The sequence below is a fragment of the Duganella sp. Dugasp78 genome (assembly GCF_059491455.1).
In genome coordinates this window covers 6341017-6365855 of sequence record NZ_CP168506.1, presented here as the reverse complement: position 1 = coordinate 6365855, position 24839 = coordinate 6341017, and the positions used below count along the sequence as shown (strand labels likewise).

Annotated in this window: 28 protein-coding genes; 24 read left to right on the top strand and 4 right to left on the bottom strand. The window is 63.1% G+C overall.

Annotated features, from left to right (window positions below):
• Positions 1–33 precede the first annotated feature (33 nt).
• From ACEN9O_RS28185 to ACEN9O_RS28170, 4 genes are all read left to right on the top strand, one after another.
• A complete protein-coding gene (locus ACEN9O_RS28185; protein WP_495615097.1) occupies positions 34–645 on the top strand; it encodes a TetR/AcrR family transcriptional regulator in 612 nt (203 codons plus the stop codon).
• Positions 646–710: 65 nt separating this feature from the next.
• Entirely contained in the window at positions 711–1808 is a 1098-nt protein-coding gene (locus ACEN9O_RS28180; protein ID WP_495615096.1) for an efflux RND transporter periplasmic adaptor subunit, read from the top strand.
• Entirely contained in the window at positions 1805–4903 is a 3099-nt protein-coding gene (locus ACEN9O_RS28175) for an efflux RND transporter permease subunit (protein WP_495615095.1), read from the top strand. Before ACEN9O_RS28180 ends, ACEN9O_RS28175 begins: the two co-directional genes overlap by 4 nt.
• On the top strand, positions 4900–6330 hold the full coding sequence (locus ACEN9O_RS28170) for an efflux transporter outer membrane subunit (RefSeq protein ID WP_495615094.1): 1431 nt from the start codon (positions 4900–4902) through the stop codon (positions 6328–6330). Before ACEN9O_RS28175 ends, ACEN9O_RS28170 begins: the two co-directional genes overlap by 4 nt.
• Positions 6331–6351: 21 nt before the next feature.
• On the opposite strand, the gene ACEN9O_RS28165 is transcribed toward ACEN9O_RS28170, so the two are convergent.
• Positions 6352–6984 (bottom strand): TetR/AcrR family transcriptional regulator, encoded by a 633-nt coding sequence (locus tag ACEN9O_RS28165; RefSeq protein WP_495615093.1) that lies wholly within the window; start codon positions 6982–6984, stop codon positions 6352–6354.
• Between the two features lie 351 nt (positions 6985–7335).
• Between ACEN9O_RS28165 and ACEN9O_RS28160 the strand changes: the two genes are divergently transcribed.
• The 20 genes from ACEN9O_RS28160 (at position 7336) to ACEN9O_RS28065 (ending at position 22639) form a co-directional block, all read left to right on the top strand.
• Entirely contained in the window at positions 7336–8166 is an 831-nt protein-coding gene (locus tag ACEN9O_RS28160) for an alpha/beta hydrolase (protein ID WP_495615092.1), read from the top strand.
• Between the two features lie 25 nt (positions 8167–8191).
• Positions 8192–8437, top strand: a complete 246-nt coding sequence (locus ACEN9O_RS28155) for a phosphopantetheine-binding protein (protein ID WP_116989858.1) — start codon at positions 8192–8194, stop codon at positions 8435–8437.
• A complete protein-coding gene (locus ACEN9O_RS28150; RefSeq protein WP_495615091.1) occupies positions 8434–9669 on the top strand; it encodes a beta-ketoacyl-[acyl-carrier-protein] synthase family protein in 1236 nt (411 codons plus the stop codon). Before ACEN9O_RS28155 ends, ACEN9O_RS28150 begins: the two co-directional genes overlap by 4 nt.
• Positions 9666–10373 carry a MipA/OmpV family protein gene (locus tag ACEN9O_RS28145; protein ID WP_495615090.1) on the top strand — a complete coding sequence of 236 codons (708 nt, stop codon included), beginning with the start codon at positions 9666–9668 and terminating at the stop codon, positions 10371–10373. The genes ACEN9O_RS28150 and ACEN9O_RS28145 overlap by 4 nt, the downstream gene beginning before the upstream one ends.
• A gap of 91 nt (positions 10374–10464) precedes the next feature.
• On the top strand, positions 10465–11364 hold the full coding sequence (locus ACEN9O_RS28140) for a sulfurtransferase (protein WP_495615089.1): 900 nt from the start codon (positions 10465–10467) through the stop codon (positions 11362–11364).
• A 216-nt stretch (positions 11365–11580) separates the two neighbouring features.
• On the top strand, positions 11581–12852 hold the full coding sequence (locus ACEN9O_RS28135) for a dicarboxylate/amino acid:cation symporter (RefSeq protein ID WP_495615088.1): 1272 nt from the start codon (positions 11581–11583) through the stop codon (positions 12850–12852).
• Positions 12853–12876: 24 nt separating this feature from the next.
• The gene (locus tag ACEN9O_RS28130; protein ID WP_495615087.1) at positions 12877–13869 is read left to right on the top strand and encodes a porin; all 993 of its coding nucleotides are present in this window, start codon (positions 12877–12879) and stop codon (positions 13867–13869) included.
• A gap of 38 nt (positions 13870–13907) precedes the next feature.
• A complete protein-coding gene (locus ACEN9O_RS28125) occupies positions 13908–15782 on the top strand; it encodes a sensor histidine kinase (protein ID WP_495615086.1) in 1875 nt (624 codons plus the stop codon).
• Entirely contained in the window at positions 15779–17110 is a 1332-nt protein-coding gene (locus ACEN9O_RS28120) for a sigma-54-dependent transcriptional regulator (RefSeq protein WP_495615085.1), read from the top strand. The genes ACEN9O_RS28125 and ACEN9O_RS28120 overlap by 4 nt, the downstream gene beginning before the upstream one ends.
• Before the next feature lie 57 nt (positions 17111–17167).
• The gene (locus ACEN9O_RS28115; RefSeq protein ID WP_495615084.1) at positions 17168–17473 is read left to right on the top strand and encodes a hypothetical protein; all 306 of its coding nucleotides are present in this window, start codon (positions 17168–17170) and stop codon (positions 17471–17473) included.
• Between the two features lie 86 nt (positions 17474–17559).
• Entirely contained in the window at positions 17560–18315 is a 756-nt protein-coding gene (locus ACEN9O_RS28110; protein ID WP_495615083.1) for an ArsR/SmtB family transcription factor, read from the top strand.
• A 9-nt stretch (positions 18316–18324) separates the two neighbouring features.
• Positions 18325–18840: a GFA family protein gene (locus ACEN9O_RS28105; protein WP_495615082.1), complete on the top strand. Its 516-nt coding sequence runs from the start codon at positions 18325–18327 to the stop codon at positions 18838–18840.
• A gap of 117 nt (positions 18841–18957) precedes the next feature.
• Positions 18958–19446 (top strand): hypothetical protein, encoded by a 489-nt coding sequence (locus ACEN9O_RS28100; RefSeq protein WP_495615081.1) that lies wholly within the window; start codon positions 18958–18960, stop codon positions 19444–19446.
• Positions 19447–19488: 42 nt separating this feature from the next.
• Positions 19489–19887: a VOC family protein gene (locus ACEN9O_RS28095; RefSeq protein ID WP_495615080.1), complete on the top strand. Its 399-nt coding sequence runs from the start codon at positions 19489–19491 to the stop codon at positions 19885–19887.
• A 90-nt stretch (positions 19888–19977) separates the two neighbouring features.
• On the top strand, positions 19978–20217 hold the full coding sequence (locus tag ACEN9O_RS28090) for a hypothetical protein (RefSeq protein ID WP_495615079.1): 240 nt from the start codon (positions 19978–19980) through the stop codon (positions 20215–20217).
• A gap of 72 nt (positions 20218–20289) precedes the next feature.
• Positions 20290–20598 (top strand): hypothetical protein, encoded by a 309-nt coding sequence (locus ACEN9O_RS28085; protein ID WP_495615078.1) that lies wholly within the window; start codon positions 20290–20292, stop codon positions 20596–20598.
• A 103-nt stretch (positions 20599–20701) separates the two neighbouring features.
• Entirely contained in the window at positions 20702–21187 is a 486-nt protein-coding gene (locus ACEN9O_RS28080) for a DUF2199 domain-containing protein (RefSeq protein ID WP_495615077.1), read from the top strand.
• A 176-nt stretch (positions 21188–21363) separates the two neighbouring features.
• Positions 21364–21732, top strand: coding sequence for a hypothetical protein (locus ACEN9O_RS28075; protein ID WP_495615076.1), 369 nt, complete (start codon positions 21364–21366; stop codon positions 21730–21732).
• 101 nt (positions 21733–21833) lie between these two features.
• Positions 21834–22265, top strand: a complete 432-nt coding sequence (locus tag ACEN9O_RS28070; RefSeq protein WP_495615075.1) for a hypothetical protein — start codon at positions 21834–21836, stop codon at positions 22263–22265.
• Positions 22266–22342: 77 nt separating this feature from the next.
• On the top strand, positions 22343–22639 hold the full coding sequence (locus tag ACEN9O_RS28065; protein WP_495615074.1) for a hypothetical protein: 297 nt from the start codon (positions 22343–22345) through the stop codon (positions 22637–22639).
• A gap of 50 nt (positions 22640–22689) precedes the next feature.
• Here the strand turns inward: ACEN9O_RS28065 and ACEN9O_RS28060 are convergent, their stop codons facing one another.
• The 3 genes from ACEN9O_RS28060 to ACEN9O_RS28050 form a co-directional block, all read right to left on the bottom strand.
• On the bottom strand, positions 22690–23256 hold the full coding sequence (locus ACEN9O_RS28060) for a carboxymuconolactone decarboxylase family protein (RefSeq protein ID WP_495615073.1): 567 nt from the start codon (positions 23254–23256) through the stop codon (positions 22690–22692).
• A gap of 111 nt (positions 23257–23367) precedes the next feature.
• A complete protein-coding gene (locus ACEN9O_RS28055) occupies positions 23368–24090 on the bottom strand; it encodes a substrate-binding periplasmic protein (RefSeq protein ID WP_495615072.1) in 723 nt (240 codons plus the stop codon).
• Positions 24091–24097: 7 nt separating this feature from the next.
• Positions 24098–24838 (bottom strand): substrate-binding periplasmic protein, encoded by a 741-nt coding sequence (locus tag ACEN9O_RS28050; protein ID WP_495615071.1) that lies wholly within the window; start codon positions 24836–24838, stop codon positions 24098–24100.
• Position 24839: the final 1 nt, after the last annotated feature.

The window sequence follows — 24839 nt, the reverse complement described above, 5'->3', positions numbered from 1 at the left end:
AGGCCGAAAGCGCCGAAATACAGGAGTGGCGGTATGAAAAAGTCAAAAAGCGAAACGATAGCCACGCGCAAGCGCATCGTGTCGGCCGCGACCAGGATGTTTTTGGAGCGCGGGCTGGCCGAGACCGGCATCGCCAGCATCATGGCCGCAGCCGGCCTGACACAGGGCGGCTTCTACCGCCACTTCCGCTCCAAGGAACACTTGATCGTCGAGGCCAGCATCGCTGCCCACGACAGGCTGCGCGGCGTTTTCAGCGAGGCGATCCGCGGTAAACCGCCGGCGGAAGGGCTCGACATCGCCGTGGATTTGTACCTTTCCCAGTCGGAGCAGCAGGGCTGCGAGGGCTTGTGCCCGCTGCCCAACCTGGGAAGCGAACTATGCCGTTCGGACCAGCAGGTCAGGGACGCCGCGATGGCCGGCTATCAGCGGCTGGTGCAGTTCTTTGCCTGGCTCGCCGATCAGGCGGGCTACACCGAACCGGCCCGGCTGGCCGACGCCATCGTCGCCACCATGGTCGGCGCGGTGTTGCTGGCGAGGCTGGCAGCCGGCCCGGCGCCGGCCGCCAACGTCCTGCGCAATGCCCGGCAGACGATCCGGCTGATGCTGCCGGCGTCCGGCGCGGACGGCAATTCAAAAATGGCTTGAGTTTTATAGATTATGTGTGTAATCTATTTTTAGCGTTTGTTAGAACTCTAAATTACGAGGGCCTTATGAAAACGATATTCCCCACATTCCCCCGGCGCACAGCCGTCGCCTCCACACTAATGCTCGGCCTGGCCGCGTGCAGTCAACCGGCGCCACCGCAGGACACTGTGGCCAGGGTCGCCTGGTTCACCGCCCAGCCGGCCACATCCGGCGTGGCCAGTTTCACCGGCGTCGTGCACGCACGGACCGAAAGCAACCTGGGTTTCCGGGTGGCCGGCAAAATCGTCGAGCGCCTGGTGGACCCGGGCCAGACGGTCCATAAGGGCCAGCCCCTGATGCGTATCGACGCGGTCGATTACGATCTGGCGCTGGCCGCCGCGCGCTCGGCGGTCGACGCCGCGCAGGCGCGCCAGGTGCAGGCGGTGGCGGAGGAGGCGCGTCTGCGCAATCTGCTGGCCCACGGCGCGACCTCGGCCCAGGCCTACGAACAGGCCAAGGCCGCCGCCGACGCCGCCATCGCCCAGACTCGCGCCGAGACCGCCAGGGCGCGCGAAACCGAGCACCAGCGCGATTACGCCGTGTTGCTGGCCGACATGGATGGCGTCGTGCTGGACGTGCCGGCCGATGTCGGGCAAGTGGTATCGGCCGGCCAGAGCGTCGTCAAGCTGGCGCGCCAGGGAGCGCGCGAGGCGCAGGTCTTCCTGCCCGAGCAGGAGCTGGCGCTGGCCAGGCGTCCGGCCAGCGCCTCGCTTTACAGCGAGCCGGGCAGCGCCGCCCCTGCCACCTTGCGCGAGCTGGCCGCCGTCGCCGATCCGCAGACCCGCACCTACCTGGCGCGCTACACCTTGGGCGGCGACGCCGGCCAGGCGCCGCTGGGCGCCACGGTGACGATCCGCATTGCCACTGCGTCCCCGGCCGGAATCAGCGTGCCGGTCAGCGCCCTGACCGACCAGGGCCAGGGCCCCGCCGTCTGGGTGATCGACAACAAGACCTCCACCGTCAGCCTGCGTCCGGTCACGGTGGCGCAACTGGGCGAAGAGCAGGCCCGCCTGTCGCAGGGCCTGGCCGCCGGCGAACGGGCCGTGGCTGTCGGCGGCCATCTGCTGAAGGCCGGCCAGAAGGTCCGCCTGCTGGCTGAGACCAGGACCGGGAGCGGATCATGAGCGGCTTCAACCTGTCCGCCTTCGGCGTGCGCGAACGCGCCATCACCCTGTTCCTGATCATCGCCATCAGCGCAGCCGGCCTGTTCGCCTTCTTCCGGCTCGGGTGGGCGGAAGATCCCAGCTTCGTGGTCAAGGTCCTGACCGTGGCCGTCAGCTGGCCGGGCGCGACCGCCAACGAAATGCAGGAACAGGTCGCCGACCGTCTGGAAAAACGACTGCAGGAACTGGAAGCCTACGACCGCGTGGAGACCAGCGCGCGGCCGGGCCTGGTGACCATGAAGGTCTACCTGAAGGACGACACCTCGGCCAAAACGGTGGAAGAGCAGTTCTACCAGGTGCGCAAAAAGCTGGGCGATGAAGCGATCAATCTGCCGCGCGGCGTCATCGGCCCCTTCGTCAACGACGAATTCTCGGACGTTTATTTTTCGCTGTTCTCCTTGAGCGGCAAGAAGCTGCCGCACCGCCAGCTGGTGCTGAAGGCGGAAGAGGTCCGCCAGCGCCTGCTGCATGTGCCGGGTGTGCAAAAGGTGAATATCCTCGGCGAGCAGCAGCAGCGGATCTTCGTCGAGATCTCGCATGAACGCCTGGCCACGCTGGGCATCAAGGCGCAGGCGGTGATCGATGCGCTGGGCCGGCAGAACACCGTTACCTCGGCCGGCTTTGTCGAGACGCGCGGGCCGCGCGTGCAGCTGCGCCTGGACGGCGCCATCGACAGCGTGGACAGCGTCAAAGCCATCCCCATTGTCGACGCCGGCCGCACGCTCAAGCTGGGCGACATCGCCGACGTGCGGCGTGGTTACGAAGACCCGGCCAGCTTCGCCATCCGTACCCAGGGCGAGGCATCGCTGGTGCTGGGCGTGGTGATGAAGCGCGGCTACAACGGCCTGCAGCTGGGCCACGACCTTGGCACCGCACAGCAGACGCTGCGCGGCGAACTGCCGACCGGCATCGAGCTGGACCAGATCTCCGACCAGTCGCTCGCCATCAAGGCCGCCGTCAACGAGTTCATGATCAAGTTCGTGGTGGCGCTGGCGGTGGTGATCGTGGTCAGCCTGGTCACGCTGGGCTGGCGCGTCGGCATGGTGGTGGCCGCGGCCGTGCCGCTGACGCTGGCCGCGGTGTTCGTCATCATGCTGGTGACCGGACGCGTGTTCGACCGCATCACGCTCGGCGCGCTGATCCTGTCGCTGGGCCTGCTGGTGGACGACGCCATCATCGCCATCGAAATGATGGTGGTGAAGATGGAGGAGGGCATGAGCCGCATCGCCGCTGCCACCCATGCGTGGACCGCGACGGCGGCGCCCATGTTGTCGGGCACGCTGTTGACCATCATCGGCTTCCTGCCGGTGGGCTTCGCCCGCTCCACCGCTGGCGAGTATGCCGGCAATATCTTCTGGGTGGTGGCCTTCGCGCTGATCACCTCGTGGGTGGTGGCGGTGCTGTTCATTCCCTATATGGGCGTCAAGATGCTGCCGGATATTCCGGTCAAGGCCGGCGGCCACGACGCCATCTACAACACGCCGAACTACAAGCGCCTGCGCCAGCTGGTGCGCTGGTGCGTGGACCACAAATGGCTGACCGCGGCGGTCACCGTGGCCATGTTCGTGCTGGCGGGCGTGGGCATGGGCGCTGTGCAGAAGCAGTTCTTCCCCAATTCCGAACGTCCCGAGCTCACACTGGAAGTGAACCTGCCGCCGGGCAGCGCGTTTGCCGCCACCGACGCTGCCGTGCGCCAGATCGAGGAGGCGCTGCGCAAGGAGCTGGAAGCGAAGCTGGTGTCGAGTTATGTCGGCCAGGGCACGCCGCGCTTCTTCCTGTCGGTCAATCCCGAGTTGCCCAACCCGGCCTTTGCGCAGCTGATCGTGCTTACCGCCGGCCCGCATGAGCGCGACATCCTGAAGCAGAAAATCCGCACCATGATCGCCGAGGGCCGCTTCCCGCAGGCGCGCGTGCGCGTCAGCCAGTTCCTGTTCGGGCCGCCGGTGCCGTATCCGGTGCTGTTCCGCGTGGCTGGTCCCGACCTGGACCGCGTGCGCGAGCTGGCCGGGCAGGTGCGCGCCGTCATGGCGCAGAACCCCGACATGCGCGACGTCCACCTCGACTGGGGCAACCGCACGCCATCGCTGCATCTGGCGCTGGACCAGGAGCGGCTGCGCCAGGTCGGGCTGTCGCCGCGCGACGCGGCCAACCAGTTGCAGGCGCTGTTGAACGGCATCCCCGCGACCCAGGTGCGCGAAGGCGTGCGCACCGTGGACGTGCTGATCCGCAGTCCGCACGCCGAGCGCAGCAACCTGGCCGATATCCGCAACCTGACGCTGACCAACGACAGCGGCGCCAGCGTGCCGCTGTCGCAGGTGGCGCGGCTGGAGACGCGGATGGAAGACTCTGTGCTCAAGCGCTATGACCGCGAAAGCTATATTGCCGTGCAGGGCGACATCCGCGACGGCACCCAGCCGCCGGACGTGACCAAGGCCATCCTGCCCAAGCTGGAGCAGATCAAGGCCGGCCTGCCGCCCGGCTACCACATCGACACCGGCGGCGCGGTGGAGGAGAGCGCCAAGGCCGACATGGCGCTGGCCAAGCTGTTCCCGCTGATGATCATCCTGATGCTGGCGGTGATCATGGTGCAGGTGCGTTCGTTCGCCACCATGTGGATGGTGTTCGCCACCGCGCCGCTGGGCCTGGTGGGCGCGGTGCCGACGCTGCTGGTATTCCATCAGCCGTTCGGCTTCAACGCCATCCTCGGCCTGATCGGCCTGGCGGGCATCCTGATGCGCAACACGCTGATCCTGGTGGACCAGATCCAGCACGACCTGGCCGCCGGACTGACGCCGTACCAGGCAGTGATCGAATCGACGGTACGCCGCGCGCGGCCGGTGATCCTGACTGCGGCGGCGGCCATGCTGGCCTTTATCCCGCTGACCCATTCCAGCTTCTGGGGGCCGCTGGCGTATGTGCTGATCGGCGGCGTCGGTGTCGGCACGGTGCTGACCCTGCTGTTCCTGCCTGCGCTGTATTCGCTGTGGTTCAAAGTCAGCAAGCATTCCGCGCCGGCGGTTGAAGTGATCGATATGGAATCCAAGGAGGCAGCATGAGTATCGTCGTCAAACATTTAGGGGGCGCGTCGGTCCTGCTGGCCGCGCTGCTGGCGGGCTGCTCGCTGGCGCCGACCTACGAACGTCCGGCGCTGCCGGTGGCCGGTGAGTGGCCGGCCGCAGTCGCGCCGCAACACGCGGACGATGGCCCATCGGCACGCAGCGTGCCGTGGCAGTCGTTCTTCAAGGACGAGCAATTGAAGCAGTTGATCGGCATGGCGCTGGAGCATAACCGCGACCTGCGCGTGGCGACCCTGAATATCGAGCGCGCCCGCGCCCTGTATCAGGTGCAATCGGCCGACCGGCTGCCCGGCGTGAACGCCGGCCTGAGCGGCGCGCGGCAGCGGGTGCCCGACCTGGTCGCGCCCGGCGGCCGTGGCGGGCTGTTCACCAGCTACACGGCGGGCCTGGGCGTCACGGCCTTCGAGCTGGACTTGTTCGGCCGGGTCCGCAATCTGTCGGGTGCGGCGCTGGAGCGGTTTGCCGCGACCGGGGAAGGACAGCGCGCCGCGCAGATCAGCCTGGTGGCGCAGGTGGCCTTCAGCTACGAGGCGGTGTTGGCCGACGAACAGCTGCTGGCGCTGGCCCGCCAGACGCTGGACAGCCGCAGCGCCTCCCACCAGCGCCAGACGCTGCTGCGCGCCTCGGGCGCCAATTCGGATTACGACCTGCGGCAATCGGAGTCGCTGCTGGAGGCCGCCAAGATCGCGGTGCTGCAGGCGCAGCGCCAGCGCGTGCTGGACGAGAACGCGCTGGTGGTGCTGATCGGCCAGCCCTTACCGGCAGCGCTGCTGCCCGGTCCCGGCAAGCGTTGGGACGGCGAGGCGATCGCGGCCTTGCCGGCCGGCCTGCCGTCGGACCTGCTGACCGCGCGGCCCGACATCCGCCAGCAGGAATCGCTGCTGCGCGCCGCCAACGCCAACATCGGCGTGGCGCGGGCGGCGTTCTTCCCGCGCATCAGCCTGACCGGCGCGTTCGGTTCATCGAGCGATGAGCTGAGTGGCCTGTTCGATTCCGGCAGCCGCGCCTGGAGCTTCCTGCCACAGGTTTCGCTGCCGATCTTCGACGGCGGCCGCAACCGCGCCAATCTCGGCGTGGCCGTGGCGGAGCGCGATATCGCGGTGGTGCAGTACGAAAAAACCGTGCAGGTGGCGTTCCGCGAGGTGGCGGACGCGCTGGCCGGCCATGCGACGCTGGGCGAGGAGCTGCAAGCGGTCAGGGCGCAGGAGCAAGCCGAGCAGGCGCGGCACGACCTGGCCAAGCTGCGCTATGACAGCGGCGAGGCGAGCTATCTCGAGTATCTCGACGCCCAGCGCGCCTTGTTTGCGGCCCAGCAGCAGGCCATCCGGACCGGCCTGGCCGAACTGCAGAACCGTATTGCCTTGTACAAATCGCTGGGCGGCGGCTGGAGCGCGCCGCAAGGTTAGCGCTTGCGGGCGGGGCTGCCGTCAGGCTTCGGCGGTGGCCTTGCCGTTCGGCTCCAGCCCGGAGCTGGTGGCGGCGTTTTGCAGGATCAGGTTTACCGTTTGTTGGGCGTTTTGCAGGATGGAGGCGGCGAGGGCGGGATCGGTGACCACACGCGACACCGACACGGCGCCGATCAGCACGGAGACGATGGACTCGGCCACCCCAAGGTAGTCGCTGTAGTCGAGGCGCATCAAATACGAGGCGAGCAGTTTGACAAACCGGGCATAGCCGTCGGTGACGACGTCCTTGATTTGCTGGTCCGCGTCCCGGAGTTCGCTGGCCAGGTTCGCCATCGGGCAAAGATTGCCGGCCGAGGTGTCCTGGTGCTGGTTGAGGTAGTACTGCACGATCAGGTCGACGGCTGCGCGCGGCGGCATGCCCGCCGTGGCCGCATCGAACATGGCGCGGATCTGCTCGAAGGCGGCAGCGCTGGCCGCCGCCACCAGGTGCTCCTTCGACTGGAAATGGCGGTAAAAGCCGCCCTGGGTGAGCCCGGATGCAAGCATGACATCGGCAATCGCTGTCGCGGAAATGCCATTCCTTAAAAACAAGCCGGAAGCGGTCGACAGGATACGTTTCCGCGTCTCCGCCACCTCCGCATTCGATTTGCGCATGCCAGCCCCCGCAACTGATGATGGATGTATAGAGTGTTATTGTACTCTAAAATTCCGCCGGGGCTGCGGGCTGCCTTTCCAATCTGTAATGAAGTGATCACCCTACCGCAAGCTGCGGCTGGATAAAATTCGTTATCCACCTCCCGCCTTGGCGATCATACCAACCTGATCGCCCGCACGATGCATCCCCTGGCGAAAAAACCTGCATGTCGACGGTATCGCGACGCGGTAGCTACTGGAATTCCGGTGCCAAACGAGGGTATGATGGACCCATTTTTTGACGTTCGCGGCGACAGCTCTCGGCGGCCGTTTCACAGTCAATAATAATAAGAATTTATTGAACAGGGTAGTATGAAAACTATTGAATTGGCAGGCGGTCCGCATGCCGTGCTGGCATTGCACGGCCTGCTGGGCAACCCGCTGGAAATGCAGTATGTGGGCAAGCGCCTGCAACGTGCAGGCTACACTGTAGTCATTCCGCTAATACCGGGCTACGGCTATTCGTCCGGCCAAGCCGACTCCTACCGCACCACGCGCAGCGAGCGCTGGTTCGAGGAAGTGTCGCGCCTGTTCGACCAGCTCAAGCAAACCCACGCCAGCGTCTCGGTGGTGGGCCTGTGCATCGGCGCGGTGCTGGCCTTGCGCCTGGCGATCGAGCGCGGCGACCAGATCGCCTCCCTGGGCCTGCTGGCCACTACTCTGTCGTACGACGGCTGGAGCATCCCGAAATACCGTTTCCTGTTGCCGCTGGCGTACTACACGCCGGCGCGCCATTGGTACTCCTACCAGGAACGTTATCCTTTTGGCCTGAAAAATGAAAACCTGCGCCGCTGGATCGCGCGCGAAATGAAGGTCAGCGATTCGTCGGCGGCGGGCGCGTCGCGCCTGTCGGCCGAGGGCATCTTCCAGGCGCACCGCCTCATCAAGCAGGTGCGCAGCCAGCTGTCCAAGGTGGTCGCGCCGGCGCTGATCATCCACGCCGAGGAAGACGACGTCGCCAGCACCAAGAGCGCCGACCTGGTCGAGCGCAGCATCAGTTCGCCGAGCCGCCGCAAGATCATCTTGCACGACAGCTACCACATCATCACCCTCGACAATGAGAAAGAACTCGTTGCCGACGAAACGATCGCGTTTTTCAACCAGCACCTGCCGTCCGAGGACGCCCTGCTGAACCGCGCTTAATACATACCATACCGAGACTATTTTTATGAATTCCTTTCCAACCGTCGCCAAACTGCTGGCCAAGAGCCTTGATGTAGCCGAAGACACCATCCAGCCGCAAACCGAACTCGAGGCGCTGGGCGCCGATTCGCTGACCGTGATTGAACTGATTTTTGACCTGGAAGAGGAGTTCGGCATCGAGGTGGGCGATGAGCGTCCGAAGCTGGTCGTGGTGCAGGACATCGCCGACCAGATCGATACCTACCTGGCCGGCAAGGCCGCCAACGCATGACCGCGCAGCGCGTAGTGATCACCGGCCTGGGGGCGATCTCGTCCCTGGGCGTCGGCGCCGACCATAATTTCGAGCAAGCCCTGGCCGGCCACAGCGGCATCGGCGTGCTGCAGCTGGGTGGAGAACGCCAGCGGCCGGGCACGCCCGCCGCGCAGATCCGCGGCCCCTTGCCCGAGCTGGTCAAGACTTCGGAATTGCCGGTCTTCGATCGCTTCGCGCTATTGGGCTGGGCCGCCGCCAGCGAGGCGCTGGCCCAGTCGGGCCTGGATGCCACCGTCGCGCCTGACCGCAGCGGCGTGTTCTGGGGCAGCGGCATGGGCGGTGCGCTCACCGTTGAGTCCGGCTATGTCGATCTGTTCGTCGACGGCAAGACCCGCGTGCGGCCGATGTCGGTGGTGGCCGGCATGACCAACGCGGCGGCCGCGCAGATTGCGTTGCGCTGCGGCTTCAAGGGCAGCGTCAACAACTACAGCAGCGCCTGCGTATCGTCGGCGCAGGCCATCGGCGAGGCTTACCGCCACATCCGCCACGGCTACGCCGACCGCGTGCTGGCCGGCGGCTCCGAAGCCTTGCTGAGCTACGGCGTGGTCAGCGCCTGGGACGCGCTGCGCGTGCTGGCGCCGCTCGATGCCGAACACCCTGAACGTTCGTGCCGGCCGTTCTCGGCCGGGCGCGGCGGCCTGGTGCTGGGTGAGGCGGGCGCGGCCGTCATGCTGGAATCGCTGGCGTCGGCGCAGGCGCGCGGCGCCACCATCCTGGCCGAGCTGGTCGCCTACGGCACCAGCAACGACGCCACCCACATCACCAAGCCCGACGCCGACGGCCAGGAACGGGCCATGCGGCAGGCGCTGGAGCAGTCCGGCTTGCCGCCGTCGGCGATCGGCTACATCAACGCCCACGGGGCCGGCACGCCGGCCGGCGACGTCGCCGAGGCCACCTCGATCAAGCAAGCCTTCGGTCCGGCGGCGCGCGGGCTGCTGGTCAGCTCCACCAAGTCCATGCACGGCCACACGCTGGGCGCGGCCGGCGCGCTGGAATTCGTGCTGACCACGCATGCCCTGCGCCACGGCGCGGTGCCACCGACCGCCTTCCTCGACCGTCCCGATCCCGAGTGCGATCTGGACTTCGTGCCGCGCGAATGCCGGCGCGGGCTGACGCTGCAGGCGGCGATGTCGAATTCGTTCGCCTTCGGCGGCAGCAATGTCGCGCTGATCGTCTGCACGTTCCGATGAGCGCTGCTGGCTGGCGGTGGGCCTTGCTGGCGCTGCTGTGCACCGGTGGAGCACAGGCGCAGCAGGTGCAGCAGGCTGAGACGCGCCTGGTGGGCGATATCGGCGTGGGCGTCAGCGTGGCGCCGGTCGCGGTGCCGGCGCAGTCGCGCAGCGGCAGCGCCGTCCCATACGCCAACTTCGACTACGGCCCGGCGTTTGCGCGCATCGATACCTTCGGCGTCAAGCTGGCGCCGGTAGACTACGGCAGCGTGGAACTGCTGACGCGCGTGCTGGAAGACGGCTACCGCGGCAGCGCGCCGCCGCAAACCCAGCAGCGCTCGTCGATACCGCTGGGCCTGGGCACCTTGCAGGTGACGCCGGCCGGTGCCTTCATGGCCAATCTGTATCGCGACCTCGGCAAATCGCACGGCGCCATGCTGGACCTGATGTACGCGGCGGAAATCGACCAGGGCCGCTTCGCCTTCTATCCGCAGGCCGGCGTCGAGTACCGCTCGGCCAGCTACGTCCGCTATTACGACGGCGTCGCGCGCTCGGCCAGCAATCCATTTGCCGGCCTGCTGGTGGAAGCGCAGCTGAGCGGACACTGGTACTTGGTCGTCAACTTGCGCCGCACCTGGCTGGACGACGCCATCCGCAGCAATCCCGCAGTGCACCGCCGCTCGCTCGATTCCGGGCTGGCGGCGATCAGCTACCGTTTCGACTGAGCTGGCCGCAACGTCAGGCGCCCGAAGTCGGGTGCCTGGTCCGCGATCACGTAAAATAGCGGCCCCTACACACTTGCAGCGCCGTTCCACCATGATTGCCACCGATATCGCCGCCGACTTCCGCCGGGACCTGGTCCGCTGGCGCCAGCTCGTCACGCCCGCATGGCTGGCGGCGCTGACGGCCGGCATCCCGGTGGAAGCGGCGCCATCGGCCGGCTGGCGCCTGTTCGAGGTCGGCTGCGGGGGCGCCGTGCTGTTCGAGCAGGCCCATATTCCGGGCGCCGCCTACCTCGACACCTGCGACATCGAGCAGCAACCCTTGTGGAACAAGGTCTCCGACCAGGCCCTGCTGGCGCTGCTGCTGGCGCGCGGCGTGCGCCACGACACCACCGTCATCCTCTACGGACGCAACAACCTGGCCGCCGCGCGGTTGGCGCATCTGCTGTTGTACGCCGGCGTGGCCGACGTGCGCCTGCTCGACGGCGGCTACGCGCGCTGGCTGGCCGGCGGCCACCCCTGCGCGCACGGGCCGGCGGCGGCCAGCGTGGCGGCGGCCGGGTTCGGCATCGCCTTCCCGGCCCGTCCCGAGTACCTGGCCAGCACCGCCCAGGTGAAGGCGCTGCTGGCGCGCGGCGACGGCGTGCTGGCCAGCATCCGCACCAGGGCCGAATTCATGGGCCGGGTCTCCGGCTACAGCTACATCGCCGCCGGCGACATCCCCGGCGCGCGCTGGGGCAGGGCGGGCGAGGACGGCGACGTCAACAGCATGAGCGCCTACCACCGCGCCGACGGCAGCATGAAGCCGGCGGCGGACATCGTCGCGCCGTGGGCCGCGCACGGCATCGAGCACGGCACTCCCGTCACCTTCTACTGCGGCACCGGCTGGCGCGCCTCGATGGCGTTTTTCTATGCCTGGCTGATGGGCTGGCCCGACATCAGCGTCTACGACGGCGGCTGGTTCGAGTGGAGCCAGACCCCGCCGGCCGGCTGAGGCGCGTCCAACTTTTCATACAGGACCCTCTCCAGGCGTTTGGATTTCGGGGTGTCTGCCGCGGCCCGTCAAATGTTTCCATAATGAATTATATTTAGAATCAAGGACTTGCTTCCGAATTTTTGTCTGTCAAAGGCTGGCACAACCATTGCTAACTAGCATAGACCCGCCGGCGCACGCCGAGCGGTGACGACAACAAAAAACTGGAGAAGCCAAGTGAAAAAGAAACGCCCATTAACGCTCTACATCCTGATCGCCATGGTACTCGGCATCGGTGTCGGCTACGCCTGCCATGACACCTTCCCCGACAAGGCGCTCAGCGCCAGTATTGCCAGCAATATCTCGATCGCCACCGACGTCTTCCTTCGTCTGATCAAGATGATCATTTCGCTGCTGGTGTTCTCCACGCTGGCGGTCGGCATTGCCCACATGGGCGACGGCAAGGCCGCCGGCCGGGTCGGCATCAAGGCCATGGGCTGGTTCGTGATCGCTTCGCTGGTGTCGCTGACGCTGGGCATGCTGCTGTCGAACTTCCTGCAGCTGGGCACGCACCTGGGCCTGCCGCTGCCGGCGATCGACGCCGCCACCGGCCTGAAAACCTCGGCCTTCACGCTCAAGGACTTCGTCAGCCACATGGTACCGAAGTCGCCGATCGAGGCGATGGCCAATAACGAGATCCTGCAAGTGCTGGTGTTCTCGATCTTCTTCGGCAGCGCGCTGAGCGCGATGGGCGAAGCGGGTGCCAAGCTGACCGCCGTGATCGACCAGCTGGCCCAGGTGATGTTGCGCATCACCGGCGCCATCATGAACCTGGCCCCGCTGGCCGTGTTCGCCGCGATGGCTTCGGTCATCACCACCAACGGCCTGGGCATCCTGGCCACCTTCGCCAAGTTCATGGGCGGCTTCTACCTGGGCCTGGTGTGCCTGTGGGCGCTGCTGGTCCTGGGTGGCTTCCTGTTCATCGGCAAGCGCGTGTTCCGCCTGATGGCCCTGATCCGCGAGCCTTTCCTGCTGGCGTTCTCGACCGCGAGCTCGGAAGCGGCCTATCCGAAACTGCTGGTCGCGCTGGACCAGTTCGGCGTGCAACGCAAGATCTCCAGCTTTGTGCTGCCGATGGGCTACTCCTTCAACCTGGACGGCTCGATGATGTACTGCACCTTCGCCGTGCTGTTCATCACCCAGGCCTACGGCATCGATCTGTCGCTGGGCACCCAGATCACCATGCTGCTGTTACTGATGGTGACTTCCAAGGGTATCGCCGGCGTGCCGCGCGCCTCGCTGGTGGTGATCGCCGCCACGCTGAATCAATTCCATATCCCCGAAGCCGGCCTGCTGCTGTTGATGGGCATCGACCAGTTCCTGGACATGGGCCGCTCCGCCACCAACGCGGTCGGCAACGCTGTCGCGACCGCCGTGGTCGCCAAGTGGGAAGGCGCTTTGGAAGAAGAAGTGGAACAACCTGTCGTCGCCACGATGCGCGCGGCTTGAAAAATAACTAGAGGAGATTGAAAGATGCAAAAGTATGTGATGAGCGCTCTGGCGCTGGGGCTGGTATCGGCTGTAGCACAAGCCCAAACGAGCGTGACCGTGTACGGCATCGCCGACGCCGGCCTGGTGCTGGAACGCGGCGGCCCGGCCGGTAACACGCAGAACGTCAGCAGTGGCGTGGGCTCCGGCTCGCGCCTCGGCTTCAAGGGCAAGGAAGACCTGGGCGGCGGCATGAGCGCGGGCTTCCTGCTGGAAAACGGCTACACGATAGACACCGGCGCCGCCGGGCAGGGCGGCCTGCTGTTCGGCCGCCAGGCCTATGTGAGCCTGTCCGGCTCGGCGGGCTCCATCAGCGCCGGCCGCCAGTACATGCCGTACTTCAAGGCCCTGCGCGACGTCGCCGACCCGTTCGGCACCGGCTTCGCCGGCAATGTGCAGAACGTTTTCTTCCCGAGCACGCGGGTCGACAACTCGGTCGAGTACATGACGAAGAAGTACAGCGGCTTCTCGGCGGACCTGCTGTACGGCTTCGGCGAAACGCCGGGCGACACCGCCAAGAACCGCACCATCAGCGGCGCCGTCAGCTACGACAACGGTCCGCTGAGCGTGGTGCTGACCCACCACCAGCGCGACAACGCCCTGGCCACCGCCCACACCCGCTACACCATGCTGGCCGGCCGCTATCGCTACAACGACGTCACCGGCCACTGGGCCTATTCGCGCAACAAGGACCTGCTGGGCATCGGCAGCCGCGACGCGATGCTGGGCCTGACCGTGTCGGTGGGCGCGGACAAGCTGCTGGTCTCCTACATCGACCATCGCGACGACAGCGCCGTGCACCAGCGCGCGCGCCAGGCGGCGATCGGCTATCTGCATCCACTGTCGGTGCGCACCGACCTGTACACTGCGTATGGCCACATCATCAACCGCAACGGCGCCAATTTCCATGTCGGCACGGCGACCGACAGTGGTACCGGTACAACCGGATTCAACCTCGGCGTGCGCCATGTGTTTTAATGTGAGCCGATGAAACCACAATAACACCAGGGGAGTTTATGGCAGCAGCACAGCAGACCGACTTGCCGTCTCGGCCGGGCCGCCGGCTGCTGCGCCGGGTCGTGCCGTGGCTGCTGCTGCTGGTGTGCTGCCTGGTGGTGGCGGTGCTGGCCTGGCGCTGGACCGAAAGCGCCGCCATCGAAAAGCTGCGCCTGGCCGGGGCGCAGCGGCTCGACAGCTACGCCGTCAGCCTGGAGAATCTGCTATCCAAATATGACTTCCTGCCCGGTACGCTGGAATTGAACAAGGACGTCATCGACCTGCTGCAACGGCCGAACGATGAAGCCCTGCGCACCGAGGTCAACACCTACCTGGAACAGGTCAACCGCCTGTCCCGCTCCACCACCATCTACATCGTCAACCTGCAAGGCCTGACCCAGGCCTCCAGCAACTGGCGCCAGCCGGACAGCTTCGTCGGCGACAACGTCGCCTTCCGCCCCTATGTGCGCGATGCGCTGCGGCGCACGCCGGGCGGCTTCTACGGCGTCGGCACCACGCGCGGCGAGCCGGGCTACTTTTTCGCGCATGGCATTTATCACAACGGCCGCATGCTGGGCGTGGCCACCGTCAAGGTCAACATCGAGACGCTCGAGAGCGGCTGGGTGCAGGGCGCCGACAAGGTGATGCTGACCGACGCCCACGGGGTTGTCTTCCTGAGCTCGGTGCAGGACTGGAAGTACCGCACGCTGGCGCCGCTGTCGGCGGAGGTGCTGCAGGAGCTGAACGCGTCGCGCCAGTATTTCTCGCACGCCTTGCTGCCGCTGGGGATGCGCGAATTGAGCAAGCTCGACAACGGCGCCAGCATCGTCGCCACGCCGGCGCCGGCCGCCCATGCGCGCATGCTGAGCCAGACCCGCTCGCTGGCGCCGCGCAAGTGGCAGTTCGTCTACCTGTCGGACCTGGCGCCGGCCCAGATCAGCGCCCGCAACGCCTTCATCTTCACCTGGCTGTCGGAGGCGCTGCTGGTGATGCTGGTGCTGTACGCGCGCCAGCGCCGCCGGCTGGGACGCCAACGCCAGCGCGCGCGGCTGGACCTGCAGCGCGCCTACGACCATCTGGAAACCATGGTGGCCGAGCGCACCGCCAGCCTGCAGCAGATGACCCACAACCTGAGCGAGGAAAACGTCGTGCGCCGCCAGGCCGAGCAGAAGCTGCGGCAGGCGCAGAGCGAGCTGGTCCAGGCGGGCAAGATGGCGGTGCTGGGCCAGATGTCGGCCGGCATCACGCATGAGCTGAACCAGCCGCTGACGGCGCTGCGCACCATGTCCGACAACGCCCGCGTGCTGATCGAGCGCGGCCGCCTGGACGAGGCCAAGGACAACCTGAGCACCATCTCGCAACTGGTCGGCCGCATGGGCGCGCTGACCGGCCAGCTGCGCCAGTTCGCCCGCAAGGCCGACGCCAGCCTCAAGCCGGTGCCGGTGGGGGCCGCCATCACGGCCGCGCTGTTTCTGGTCGAGCGGCGGGTGGAGCAGGAGCGGGTCAACTTCCGCATGTCGATGCAGAGCCCGGAAGTGCACGCGCTGTGCGACAGCAACCGGCTGGAGCAGGTGCTGGTCAACCTGTTCACCAACGCGCTCGACGCCATGGCCGACAGCGAAACGCGCCAGCTGACCGTCAGCGTGTCACGCAGTTTTGAGAAGGCGCTGATCGCCGTCTCCGATACCGGACCGGGCATCCCGGATGCGATCCGCCGTCATTTATTCGAACCATTTTTCACAACAAAGCCGCAAGGGAAGGGCCTCGGCCTGGGCCTGGCGATATCCGAGCAGATCATTCGCGAATTTGGCGGCCAGCTGCTGGCCGAAACCACGACCGCGGGCGGCGCCCGGTTTATCATCGAGTTGCCCATTGCGGAGCAGGAGACAGCATGAAAGTATTACTGATCGAAGACGACCCGACCGTGCGCGCAGGCAGCGCGCAGGCGCTGGACCTGGCGGGCATCGAGGTGCAAGCCTTCCACACCGCCGAGCAGGCGCTGCCGCTGATCACGCCGGGCTTTGACGGCGTGGTGGTGAGCGACGTGCGCCTGCCCGGCATGAGCGGGCTGGAATTCATGGCCGCAGTCAAAGCCATCGACGCGCAACTGCCGGTGGTGCTGGTGACGGGCCACGGCGATATCACGATGGCCGTCGGCGCCATGCGCGACGGCGCCTATGATTTCATCGCCAAGCCGTACTCGTCGGAGCAGCTGACCGACGTGGTGCAGCGCGCGATGGAGACGCGCCGGCTGGTGCTGGAAGTGGCCGCGCTGCGTCACCGCATCGCACACGGCGAGGGCATCGAAGCGACGCTGCTGGGCGATTCGGCCGCGATCCGCGACCTGCGCCGCCTGATCCTGGACCTGGCCGACGAACCGGCCGACGTGCTGATCTACGGCGAAACTGGCACCGGCAAGGAAATGGTGGCGCGCTGCCTGCACCAGTTCAGCCGCCGCCGCCAGCACAATTTCGTCGCGCTCAATTGCGGCGCGATTCCGGAGACCATTTTCGAGAGCGAAGTGTTCGGCCATGAATCGGGCGCCTTCACCGGCGCCGCCAAGCGCCAGGTCGGCAAGATCGAGCACGCGGACGGCGGCTCGCTGTTCCTCGACGAGATCGAGAGCCTGCCGATGGCGCTGCAGGTGAAGATGCTGCGCGTGCTGCAGGAGCGCTATGTGGAGCGGCTGGGCTCCAACAGCCCGGTGCCGGTGGACGTGCGCGTGATCGCGGCGGCCAAGGTCGACCTGAAGGAATGGTCGGACCAGCAGAAGTTCCGCAGCGACTTGTACTACCGCCTGAACCTGATCGTGCTGAACCTGCCGCCGCTGCGCGAGCGGCGCGAGGACATCCCGCTGCTGTTCGAGCACTTCCTGCTGGGCGCCGCCGCGCGCTACAAGCGCAGCGCGCCGCCGGTGCCGGGACCGTTGATGCAATCGCTGATGGCGCATGACTGGCCGGGCAATGTGCGCGAGCTGCGCAACATCGCCGAGCGTTTCGTGCTGGGATTGTCGAGCGGTGCCGACGGCCTGCTGTCGGCGCGCAGCATGGCGCCGCTGCCGCTGGCCGAACAGGTGGGCTGCTTCGAGCGCGCCGTCATCGAACAGGAGTTGCGCAGGGCTAGCGGCAGCGTCACCGAAGTGAGCACGGCGCTGGGCGTGCCCAAGCAAACGCTGTATTACAAAATGCAGAAGTACGCGCTGACGCCGGACGACTACAAATAGGCCGGGCAATACTGCTATGCTGACCGCTTCGGCCCAGTTCGGCAAAAAGGGGATGCGGTGTCAGGAAAATCGCTCGCGGCCCAGGCATTCGGCGTTGCCTGGAAAACTGCTCTGGGATACGCGAGCACGGTTGCTGTCGCGTATTTGCTTACCGTCTGGACCTCCAAAATGCTGGGTTGCCAGGTCGATGAAGGTTCCGTGCATGATTGCATGGTACTGGGCGTCAATATTGGCGGGCTGTTATTTGCGGGCGGCATGTACCTCGTACTGATGGCTTTCGCCGCTCCCTTAGTTCTGATTGCTGTCTGCGCAGCGCTTTCAATCGCCATTGGCGCCTGGCTGTCCGATTTTTTTGGATCCTGAGTCTACTTAGCGCTACAAAGGCGGAACGTCGACTTTTCACGTGACCTTATTGACACGTGACTATTTAGTCACTTAATATGATCGCCATGGATGCGATCTTTAAAGCCTTAAGTGATGAAACCCGCCGTCAACTGCTGGACATGCTGCGCCGTCGCGACGGGCAGACGCTGACCGAGCTTGAAAGCGCCCTGGGCATGACGCGCTTTGGCGTCATGAAGCACTTGAAGGTGCTGGAGGCCGCATCCCTGGTGGTGACGCACCGGTCTGGCCGGTTCAAATACCACTACCTCAACGCCGCTCCGTTGCAGTCGCTGGTCGACCGCTGGATCGAACCGCTTACACGCCAACCGCTGACCCGGGCCATCCTTGACCTGAAGGTCGAACTGGAAAGGACATCATCCATGGATACCGTTAAACCAGATTTCATCCTTGAGACCTTCATCCGCACCACGCCCGAGAAGCTGTGGGAAGCCCTGACCAGCGCGGAACTATCGAAGCGCTACAACCTGCGCGGCACCGAAATCCACGGCCAGTTCGAAACCGGCGGCAAGTACGAACATCGCACCGCCGAGGGCAGGGTGATGGTGTCGGGCGACATCCTGTTCGCCGAGCGCGGCAAGCGACTGGAAATGACCTTTATTCCCAGCTGGATCCCGTCCGACATCAAGCCCTCGCGCATCGTGTATGAAATCAAGCCAGGTGGCGAGACCACCAAGCTGACCATCCTGCACTACGACCTGCCCGAAGGACACGAGGGCTTGAAGGAAGCATGGGCGCAGATCGCCTCCAGCCTCAAGTCCCTGCTTGAAACCGGAAACGGCCTGGACTTTGCTTCGACCTAGGAGAGGATAATGCCGACGCCAACCAAGCAGGAATTGGTCGTATCGTGCGCATGCGGAAGCGTTGCGTTGAAAGTGCGCGGGGCGCCTGTCACCAGCGTCATCTGCTACTGCGCCGACTGCCAGCGGGGATCGCATGACCTTGCCTGCTTGCCCAACGCGCCTGCCATACAAGACCCCGATGGCGGGACCGCATACGTGGTCTATCGCAAGGATCGCGCGACGCCGGTGAAGGGAGCGTCGCTGCTGAAAAGTTACAAGCTCGACGCGGCGTCGGCGACCAATCGCATGGTTGCGACGTGCTGCAACTCGGCCATGCTGATGAGCTTTGACGACAGCCGGCACTGGGTATCGATGTACCGCGCGCGTTTTCCAGATGACGCGATGCCGGTGCAGATGCGCATTTGCACTAAATCCAGAACGGCGAAGGGGCCGCTGCCGGCTGACGTGCCAAGTTTCGCGTCGTATCCGCTCCGGTTCATCGCGAAGTTGATTGCTGCCAGGATTGCGATGGTTTTCCATACCTGAATATCGCGATGACCGGGCGCACCGGTGATAATTCGTGCATTTTGCACGTTAGTAGGATGCTATCCTGTGCCGTTAAAGTCGCGTGTCCGACGCGTCTGCTGGGTTAAAGGAAAAGAGATGCGCTCCATCTGGTTATGCTTGCTATTGTCGAGCAGTTTGATGCCCCTGACAGTCCATGCGGCTGACGTTCTGCCAACTCATATAATTGGCACGTGGGGTACGGGATCGTCGCTGTACGATGGTACGGATAAACAAAGTGAAATTTATCTAGTTGCCGACGGATTTGGAGTGGCCGCCGGCTCAACAGAGCCTGCCCGTCGTGCGGATGGCGTAGACGACGGTAAGCCAGGTCCGCGCGCCATCATTGGTTTTCCAATACAGGCGACCTTGGACGGCGATAATTTGTTGGTTCGCCCGATAGTGCCGAAGGAACAGCAAAAATTCAAAAACGTTGATGTGACTATTGCCTGTCATTATGAGCCGGTAGGGCAGAAATTAGCTTGCACTGGCCCCGATGGCGTTCCGATGACGATGACACGACGTAGCGCATCCGTCGCGGATGAAATTGCGCGAACGATTGACCAGGTTCGGGCGACGATTCAGTAGTCCGCTCATCCCTATTGATCCACCTTTCAGGAAGGAGACGCCATGAACAAACAAGTTATCTTCAACTTGCCGGTGAAGGACCTGGACAAATCCAAGGCCTTTTTTTCCGCGCTCGGCTTCAGCTTCAATGCGCAGTTTAGCAATGAGAATTCGGCTTTTATGACCATCGTGGACGACTGCATATACGCGATGCTGATGACTGAAACCTTCTTCAAGTCCTTTATCAACAAATCCGTCGTTCGGGCGACGGAAGCTAATGAGGTCATCATCTGCCTGAGCTGCGAGAGTCGAGAAGAAGTGGACGCTCTGATTGCGAAGGCCGCTGCCGCGGGGGCGCGCATTCCCCATCCCCCCGAGGATCATGGCTTCATGTACGACCAGGGTTTCGAGGACATTGACGGCCACCTGTGGAACCTGGTCTGGACGGCACCTGAGACCTGATGGGTTTAGAGCAACCGTTCCCTGAGGCAGCACACGAGCACCAAAACACTTAAATTTTCTGGGGTAACCATTGTGAGTGGAGTATTTGTCTTGAAGATTTCCGATAACGCCCACGTGTGTTTGAATGACGTGAAGCTGAGTTCGACGACTGAGGTTGCTGAAGCTCTTGAAAAAATCCAAGCCGGCAATCCGGATGCGATCGTTTCAATCGAGGCAGACACATCCTCATATTACGAGGCTATCGGTAAGGCCATTTATGGAAGCCACCGCGCCGGTTTTTCGGGCGAACGATTGCGCATTCTTGTCGAAGGCAAGCTCCTGGAAGACTGACTTCAAGAAGCGATGCACACAAGCGGCTCCTATCGGCGGCCGCAAGCAGCCGTTTAAGATCAAAAAACTAAAATGAAAAACATTCAAATTTTTGATGGTGCCGACAATGCGGTCTATGACATCTTCGCTGCGACCGATGACGAGTTCGTTCTCATCTTCTCTTCAGGAACGGATGTGGCATTTATAGATGAAGTGTACAAGCAACAGTCTGCCGAGGTTTTGGATGCTGCTTTCAAGGCCATATGGCAACGTCGAGTACCCAAGAGCCAAGCGGAGGGCATTCACGGAATTCTCTTTTACGAGAGCGAACACAAAAAGGTCTATTATCCTACCCGTCGCGACGAAGAAGCCATCAATCCTGATGGCTCCAGGTTGCGATGAGACGAAACTCAATCAATGGCATAAACCGGCAACAGGCAGATGTTAAGCACGCCCGTTTGTCGGTGGTGGCGCAAATCTACTCTTAACTTGCACAGAGGTTACCTTGATTTGTTCAAAATGCGGTGTAGAGCATTCTTTGGAAGAAATGGAACTCACTTTTCGTCGACCTGACGATGTTGTAAAGCTATCTGAGGACGACCGGACTCGTTTGGTTAAAGAGAATAATGATTTGTGCGTTATCGAAGGAAAGCGATTTTTCATCCGAGCGCTTCTACCTTTGCCGGTGAAGTCAATCCAGCATTCATACTGTATTGGCCTGTGGGTTGAGGTATCTCAGACTGCCTTTGAGCGTATCTACGACTTGTGGGACTCGGAATCGCAAATTCATGAACCTTCATTCGCAGCAAAAATTGCAAATAAAATTCCAACTACTGATGGCTCATTAGGCTTGGACGGGGAACTCCGTTTGACAGGGCCAACTACCAGACCAGAATTTTTCCTTCAAGTTTGCCCTCACCAACTCTACATCGAGCAAGCCGAGGGAATAGATGCGCATCGAGCCTCCGAGTATTCGGCGCTATTTGCGTAATGGATAGTCTTTAAACGCCAATAGCCGTGATTGCCGCAGCCCATTTTTTCTGTTTATTTGCCCGCGCTAATTTACAGCCTAATGTCGATTACGGCTGTGGCCACGCAGCGCACCTATGGTAATTTGCTTAGTATGGCTTAGGGCCTGACTGCATCTATTCGGGGGGGGGACACGTTGTGAAACTACTCTTTCTGGGCATTTTGATATTTTCTACAGCGGCTATTTCTGCCGAAAACGTGAGGGACCCGTTGAGCGACGCCGTCCCATCCGAAGTTCAGTTGAAGGCTGTACAGGGGCATGTCGATCCATCAATAAGCAAAGCAGTCGCCGAAACGTTAAAAAACGAAGCACCGCCGCCGTATTATCAAAGCGCCATAGCGTTCAGCTCAGCCAATACGAGTATTATGACCGCTGCTTTTATTGAAGCGAAGGTGCCGGATTGTCTCCACTCAGATGGACTAAAGCGCCAGCCTACATTTCTTTTCACAGGATATCTAGCGTTGCCTTTCATCGCTGTCGCCAAAGTACGAGGAAAGTGTATCTGATATTTTTGCGGCAATCGGCCAAGAGTTAACGTCTCTATTAATGACCTGATTTTTTTCACCTGCCTCGCGGCACGGCTGATCGTTCACGTTAGGGCCCTAGTATGTCTAATGAAATCAGGATCGCGCTTTTTGGGGGCCTGGTTTGGTTTGTGCTTAAGGTCCTTCAAAGAAACCCAAGCTCGCTTGCCGCAAAAATCGCGTTTTCTTGGTATGGCCCGTTACCCGTTGTTGGCGAAAAACGAAGTGCATTCTATTTTCGACAAACCAGGTATGCTTTAGGATGGCTTGTCGAGCTGCTCTTTGTGAGTGCGATTCTTTGCTTGGCAGTGCGGTTTATACCGGCGATCAAATCTGCGGAAACATTTTTGATCTTTTGCATGTTCGCTTTGAGTATAGGCGTTGGTATGTCGATTCTCGGTGCGCTGCTTGCTTCTCTGGTTTCTGCCAAGGCTAGGTTTATCGGGCCAGATCCGGAATTTGTCTTGGTTGAGGAAGATGCTGAAAGTGGGGAGCGGGAAGATGACCTTGCCTAGCAATGTTCCGACCTGGTCAATGCATGGCTGCTCGCTGCGTTTACACGAGCGTCGGCGTCAGTTTGAGGATATTCGCCTTGAAAAATAAATATAGAGTTATGCTTCACGGTAATAATCTCTGGATGGCCATGGATGGGAAGAAGTGCGGAGGCTTTTATGCAACGAGATATGTTCGAGCATATGACGAAAAGGAAGCCATCGAGATTGCCATAGACATGGTCTCGAACGAGTTGTATTCGAGCGGACATGTTTTAAATGAGCCCGGGGACCCTATGAATGTCATGGCGGAAGAGGTTGTTCAGATTTTGATTATTGCGAGGAAATCCAATCTTGGAAAGGGTTTTACGTTTTACGGAAATGACGATGGCACGTAGTTTTGGCGGCGACATTTGCCGCTTCGCCGCCGCATCCCAAAACCGAAGCCTCAATCCCGTTCCGGCACCGGCACGTTAAAGCCGTTCAGCGTGACCGACACCAGCGCATACAGGCCGACCAGATAGATCAGCTCATTCGCACCATGCTGGCCGAAGGTGCTGACCGCCAGCCGGTACAAGGGCTCCGGCAGCGTGCCGCCGCGGCTCAGCGCGTAGGCCATGTCGTAGGCCACGCTTTCTTCCTTGCTCAGATCCACCGGCTTGACGTCCGCCACCAGCGTGGACAGGCGTTCGGCCGACATGCCTTCGCGCTCGGCGACGGCAATGTGGGCGTAGATTTCATAAGCCGCGTTGTAGCTGGCGCCGACGGTAAGGATGGCGATCTGCCGCGCGTTGTCGGGCAGCGTGGCGTTGGCGGTCATCGCCAGCGTCAGATCCCAGATCGCCTTGCCGATGCCCGGCTCGTGCAGCCACGGGTTCCACGGCCCCATCAGGGCGCCGTCTTCGCGTACGGAGATGAAGTCATTGAAGTTGCTGGAGATGCCCTTGCGCATATTGTCGTACAGGGCTTTTTGTTCGGGAGTCAGGTCTTGCGGGGCAATCAGAGGCAGGCGCATGGCGGTTCCTTCGGTAAGTTGGATGGTCATCCCGCAGCCTACGCAGGAACCGCCGCGCACTCTGTACGGCACCGCACCCTGATTACCCGTCGCAGCGCACCACCTGCCGCGTCATGGCTCACCTGACTTCTGCTGAATTCCCTTGTCCAGCCGGCGCATGATGTCGTCACTGACGTCCTTGCTGCACATGATGTGGCGCTGCTCGCCGGTTGGCACATCCAGCAAGCGTAGGACGCGCAAGCCCTTGTCGCGCAGCTCGGCAAGCTGAAGCAGATAATCGGCTTCTTCCGAGGCCAGGAACATCAGGTCCGCCCGGTGCGCGCCGATCATCGCCACCATAGTCACGCTCTCGGCGGTGGTGGCGATCCGGGTCGCCAGCGCCTTGGCCAGCGATTCGTCGACGTAGGCGCCATAGGAGTACTTCTGTTTCACCAGCACCATCAAGCCCCGCATGGCGACGAGTTGTCGCAGCGTTGCCGCGCCGTGCAAGGCAAAGTCGTCGCGCACGATCGCCACCAACGGCAGGTCGCGGTAGATCGGCAGCGAGAACTTGGCGTAACGCTCGCGCTCCGCGTTCCTGAACCAGCCGACCGCGCAGCGCTGACCGCCTTCCTGAAGCAGTGCCAGCTGACGGTTGCTGGGCGCTCGCATCCAGCGCGCCGGAATCCCGGCGTCGGCAAACGCCGCCGCCGCCGGGTCCGCCGTCAAGCCGTGCACGCCGCCATCCGGCGTGCTCATCAGGTACGGCGGGCGTTCGTTGTAGTAGAGGACCACAGGTTCCTGCGCCCGGGACGACGGCAACAACAGCAGCCACAAGCACAGGATGCGGAACATGGCACCTCTATTTCTTACTCTTCTTCGCGCCGATCGCCTTGTTCAGCTTGCCGATGATTTCATCGGAAACGTCCTTGCTGCACATGATATAGCGGTCGTCGCCTGCGGGCACGTCGGGCATCTTGATTTGCTTGAAGTTGCCGGCGCCGATGCCGGACTGCTCCACGAGATAGCTGGCTTCCTCTTCAGACGCAAACATGAAGTCGACCGAATTGGCGTTGACCAGTTGCAGCATCTGGGTCGACGTGCCATTCGACTTGGTCTGCGCGGCCTTCACCTTGTCCAGCGCGGCATCGATGTACGGGCCGTACGAAAAATTCTCCTTGATCAGTATGCGCACGCCTTTGGTCGCCAGGATATCGCCGAGCTTGGCGTGCTCGGCAGGGGCGAACTTGGGATTGGCGATGATCACCGTCGGCTTGTCGCGATAAATCGGTTTGGTGAATTTGGCGAATTGCTCGCGCTCGGCCGTCTTGTACCAGCCGATCGCGCAGTTGGGGCCGCCTTCCTTGATCACCACCAGTTGCCGGTTGGGCGGAACCTTGCTCCATGCGATATCGATGCCGGCGGCGTGGAACGCTTCGGCCGCAGGCGTGCCGGTCAGGCCGCTCGCCGAGCCGTCGGCGCCGGCCACCAGGTAGGGCGGGCGCTCGTTGAAACTCAGGGTGATCTTGTCGTCGGCCATGGCAAGCGCCGGCGCCAGCATGGACAGGCAGGCCAACAGGCGGCTGAAAGTATGGTGTTTCATG